This is a genomic window from Geobacter sp. (assembly GCF_030834625.1).
Classification (GTDB): Bacteria; Desulfobacterota; Desulfuromonadia; order Geobacterales; family Geobacteraceae; genus Geobacter.
Map to the genome: position 1 here is coordinate 1 of NZ_JAUQXO010000057.1, position 4746 is coordinate 4746.

A 4746-nucleotide genomic window follows, 5' to 3' on the forward strand; every position below is an offset into this window, starting at 1 on the left:
CACAATACCACATTAATTACGAATATCAAGCAATATTGCAGATGTGTACGTACTACATAATCGACCAGAAAAAACCGACATCAGCAAGTGATATCGGCAGGTTACCTGTGACCAGGTAGGTGCAAAGTGTCAAAGTTCGGGTGATTAGACGTAAAAAGGCGCGGAGATTGCTCTCCGCGCCTTTTTACAATGTGTGAGTAGCGGGGGAGACTATCCCAAGGCCGCCTTCAGGTCGGCTTCCGGCGTGGTGATGGGGCCCAGGTTGAAGTTCTCGACCAGGAAGTTGAGGACGTTCGGGGTGACGAAGGCCGGGAGGCTCGGGCCGATCTTGATGTTCTTGATCCCCAGGTGCAGCAGCGACAGGAGGATGACCACCGCCTTCTGCTCGTACCAGGAGAGGATCATGGAGAGGGGCAGATCATTGACGCCGCACTTGAAGGCGTCGGCCAGGGCCAGGGCGATCTGGAGGGCCGAGTAGGCGTCGTTGCACTGGCCGATGTCCAGGAGCCGCGGGATGCCGCCGATGTCGCCGAACTCCAGCTTGTTGAAGCGGTACTTGCCGCAGGCGAGGGTCAGGATCACGCAGTCCTGGGGTACCTGTTCGGCCAGTTCGGTGTAGTAGTTGCGGCCAGGCTTGGCGCCGTCGCAGCCGCCGATGAGGAAGAAGTGCTTGATGGCGCCGGCCTTCACCCCTTCGATCACCTTGTCGGCCACGCCGAGGACGGCGTTGTGGCCGAAGCCGGTGAGGATTTCTTTCTCCGGTGCGTCGGTCAGTTCGGGGCACTCAATGGCCTTGTTGATGACTTCGCTGAAGTCCCAGCCGTTGATGTGCTTCACGCCGGGCCACCCCACCTGACCCCAGGAGAAGAGGCGGTCCTTGTAGGAATCGGCCGGACGCTGGATGCAGTTGGTGTTGAAGATGATGGCGCCGGGGAAGAGGGGGAATTCCTTCGCCTGGTCCTGCCATGCGCCGCCGAAGTTGCCGTAGAGGTGAGAGTACTTCTGCTTGAGGCCGGGGTAGCCGTGGGCCGGGAGCATCTCGCCGTGGGTGTAGATGTCGATCCCCTTGCCGGCGGTCTGCTTCAGGAGTTCCTCCAGCATCCGGAGGTCGTGGCCCGAGACGAGGATACCCTTCCCCTTGCGGGTGCCGGTCGGGACCTTGGTGGGGACCGGGTGGCCGTAGTGGTCCACGTGCCCCTCGTTCAGCATCCCCATGACCTTGATGTTGAGCTTGCCGCACTCCATGGAGAGCCCCACGAAGTCCATGAGCCCCTTGGCCGGGTCGGCGGTGGCGGCCATGGCCTTGTGGAAGAAGGCGAACACTTCCTCGTCCTTCTTGCCGAGGATGTAGGCGTGGTCGGCGTAGGCGGCCATACCCTTGAGGCCGTAGATGAGGATTTCAATGGCGGAGCGGATGTCGGCGTCGGCGTGGTGGGTGTTGATGCCGTGCTCCTCGCCCTGCTTCACGAGCCCTGCCAGGTCGCCGGCGATGACCCATGCGGCGGGGCCGGCGGTGATTGCCGGGGCGCTGGCGCCGTTCTTCTCCCGGTAAGCGGTCTCGTAGACGGCCTTGATCTTCTCCTTGCTGTCGTAGCAGGTGCGGAGCTTGCCGGCAAGCTGGACCGGGTCGAAGTCCACGTTGGTGACGGTGGTGAAGAGACCTTCGATCATGAAGAGGTCGATGGCCTCGTCCTTCTTGCCCAGCTCTCGGGCTTTCTCAGCATAGATGCCGAGCCCCTTGAGGCCGAAGAGCATGAGGTCTTGCAGCGCTGCCACCTCGGGATTCTTGCCGCATACTCCGATGATGTCGCAGCCGACGCCCTTGGCGGCCTGTTCGCACTGGTTACAGAACATTCCCATTGTTGTTTCCTCCTTTGAGTGGTTGTTGATAGGGATTGTGGTGAGAAACCATTTTTAACTTTACCTGCTCACGGCCCATTTGCAATCGTTCGTGTGATCCAGTGATACCTCACCTGCCGCCCGTTATCTTTGACCTTGGTCAAGATTTCCGAGATTGGCCGCAACGGGGGACTGCCACTTCAGCGTTGACTTTTTCCCGACCAACCCACTAAAGTAGACGATATGACGTCGTCGTTCATTCGGATAGTCTCCCTGGCCGTGCTGCTCATTGCCCTCGGCATCTTCAGCGGAGGGGTTGTGCTCGCGTCCTCGGCGGGAGAGCCTGTGGCGGTGGATTCCTGCTGCGGCGGTGCCGACGAGGGCGACCTCCCGTCCGGCGAGGACGACTCCTCCCCCTGTTCATCCCCCGACTGCCACTGCCTGACCTGTCTGGAACTTGCCGTCGCTGCCGTCATCGATCTTGGCTCCCGCCGCGCGGGAATCACCTCTTTTCTGCCGGTGGCCACGTCCCGGCCTGCCACTCCTTTCATCACCCCCATAGATCAACCCCCCGAACAGTCCTGATTCATTCCTCCTTCGGCTTCACCGCTTCCGTTCGATGTCCGTGGGCATCCGCGCGGCCTTTTCCCGTCCGCGGACCGGTGCCGCGCGCCCGTACCATTTCATTCGTTCAAGGAGAACAGTACCATGATCACGAAGACCTCTCGCCATGCCCTCATCGCACTCGCCCTGGCGGCGGGCGCCGCCTTTCCCCTTGCCGGCTGCGACAACGCCAAGGCGTTCAACGTGAACGACGTTGCCTCGGACCCGGCCGCCTACACCGGCAGCATCACCCTCACCGGCATCATGGGAGGGACCTCCCAGATGGACCCCAAGGTCTTCGGCATCATGGACCTGAAGGAGCTCCAGTGCACCACCCCCGGCTGCAACAAGGTCTTCATCCCGATCCGGGCCAATGGCCAGGTGCCGGCCCTCGGGGATGAGGTGCAGGTGACCGGCAGCTTCCGCCAGGAGCCCGGGGGCTACATCTTCGTGGCCGAGAAGGTGAAGGTGGTGAAGAACCACAAGCTGGGAGGGTGACATGACCATCGGAAAACTGGTGTTCAGAAACATCACCCGCCGGCGGGGGAGGCTCGTCTTCACCCTGTTGGGGATCACCATCGGCATCGCGTCATTCGTGACGTTCCTTGCACTGGGGGGGAGCCTCAAGGACGAGATCCGGCGCGAAGCCTCGGCCCTTGGGGCCAACCTGGTGGTGACCCCCAAGGGGTCGTGCGCCTACGAGCAGGTGTCGGTCCTGACCGGCGACCAGCTCCCCGCCACCATCACCATGGAGGAGGTGGGGCGGATCAAGGCAATCGGTGGCCTCACGGCGGTGCCGGTGGTGACGGAGAAGACCGCCATCAGGAACCGGCCCGTGCCGGTGGCCGGGGTCCCCGCCGCCGACATGAAGTCCTTCAAGGGGTGGGAGGTGGGCTCCGGCGCCTACTTCGCCGACGGCGAGCGGGCCATCGTGGCCGGGGCCACGGCGGCGGAGCTGTTCAAGCTGGCGCCGGGGAGCATTGTTACGGTGCGGGGCCAAGAGCTGCCGGTCAAGGGTATCCTCAAGGAGACCGGGAGCAAGGACGACTCCACCCTCTTCATCCCCCTGGCCTTGGCCCAGGAGCTCTTCAAGACCGGCGAAAAGGTCTCCTTCGTGGCGGTCCGGGTGGCCGACGTCTCCCGCACCGACGAGTATGTGGAGAAGATCAAGGGTGCGGCCAACGCCGGGGTGGTCACCGACCGGCAGATGCTGAAATCGGTCCTGGGGATCGTCGGCACGGTGAACGTGACGCTCCAGCTCATCGCCGCGGTGGCGGTCCTGGCAGCGGCCTTCGGCATCGTCAACACCATGCTCACCGCCGCCTACGAGCGGCGCCGGGAGATCGGCATCATGCAGGCCATCGGCGCCCGGCAGCGGGACATCTTCGCGGTCTTTCTCCTGGAGTCGGGGTGCTACGGCTTCATGGGTGGGGTCCTCGGGGTGGTCGGCGGGCTGCTGGTCTCCGCCTTTGCGGCACCCCTGGTGAGCCAGAATGCCTTCACCTCCTTCGTGAAGGGGAGCGGCTCCCTTACCCTGGATCCGAAGCTCATTCTCGGCTCGATTCTCTTCTCCGTGGCGGTGGCGCTGGCGGCGGGACTCTATCCCGCCTGGCGCGCCGCGCGGCTTACCCCCGTGGAGGCCATCAACCATGAGTGACGCCATCATAACCACCGAAAACCTGACCAAGACCTACGGCAGCGGCGCGGCCGAGACCCATGCCCTGCGGGGGGCGACCCTGGCGATCCCCCGGGGGACCTTCTGCGCCATCGTCGGCCCCTCGGGCCACGGCAAGAGTACCCTCATGCACCTGATCGGCGGCCTCGACCACCCCTCCTCCGGGAGCGTCCAGGTTGACGGAGTCGAGTTGAGCGGCCTCTCCAACGGGAAGCTCGCCCGGCTTCGGGCCGAAAAGATCGGCTTCGTCTTCCAGTTCTTCAACCTCCTGGGGAACCTCACCGCCCAGGAGAACGTGGCGGCGGCCATGATGTTCGCCGGCGTGCCGGCAAAGCTCCAGAAGGAGCGCTCCCGGGAGCTGCTGGAACTGGTGGGGCTCGGCCAGAAGCTCACGGCGCGGCCCCGGGAGCTCTCCGGGGGCCAGCAGCAGCGGGTGGCAGTGGTGCGTGTGCTTGCCAACCGGCCCAGTCTGATTCTCGCCGACGAGCCCACAGCCGCGTTGGACAGCCAGAGAGGGCACCAGGTGATGGAGCTGTTCCGTAAAGTCGCCCACGAACAGAACGGTGCCGTGATCTTGGTAACCCATGATCACCGCGCTCTGGACGTGTTCAACACCATCTATGAGATGG

General features: G+C 63.5%; 5 protein-coding genes. 4 read left to right on the forward strand and 1 reads right to left on the reverse strand.

From position 1 onward, the window contains the following. Positions 1-210: 210 nt before the first annotated feature. Positions 211-1860 (reverse strand): hydroxylamine reductase, encoded by a 1650-nt coding sequence (gene hcp, locus RCH91_RS13675; protein ID WP_306535523.1) that lies wholly within the window; start codon positions 1858-1860, stop codon positions 211-213. 222 nt (positions 1861-2082) lie between these two features. On the opposite strand from hcp, the gene RCH91_RS13680 reads away from it, so the two are divergent. From RCH91_RS13680 to RCH91_RS13695, 4 genes are all read left to right on the forward strand, one after another. Continuing rightward, positions 2083-2424, forward strand: coding sequence for a hypothetical protein (locus tag RCH91_RS13680; protein WP_306535524.1), 342 nt, complete (start codon positions 2083-2085; stop codon positions 2422-2424). A gap of 123 nt (positions 2425-2547) precedes the next feature. Next, on the forward strand, positions 2548-2940 hold the full coding sequence (locus RCH91_RS13685; RefSeq protein ID WP_306535525.1) for a hypothetical protein: 393 nt from the start codon (positions 2548-2550) through the stop codon (positions 2938-2940). 1 nt (position 2941) lies between these two features. After that, on the forward strand, positions 2942-4099 hold the full coding sequence (locus RCH91_RS13690) for an ABC transporter permease (protein ID WP_306535526.1): 1158 nt from the start codon (positions 2942-2944) through the stop codon (positions 4097-4099). After that, positions 4092-4746, forward strand: a 655-nt coding sequence (locus RCH91_RS13695; RefSeq protein WP_306535527.1) for an ABC transporter ATP-binding protein, incomplete at its 3' end; no start/stop codon positions are given. The genes RCH91_RS13690 and RCH91_RS13695, both read left to right, overlap by 8 nt.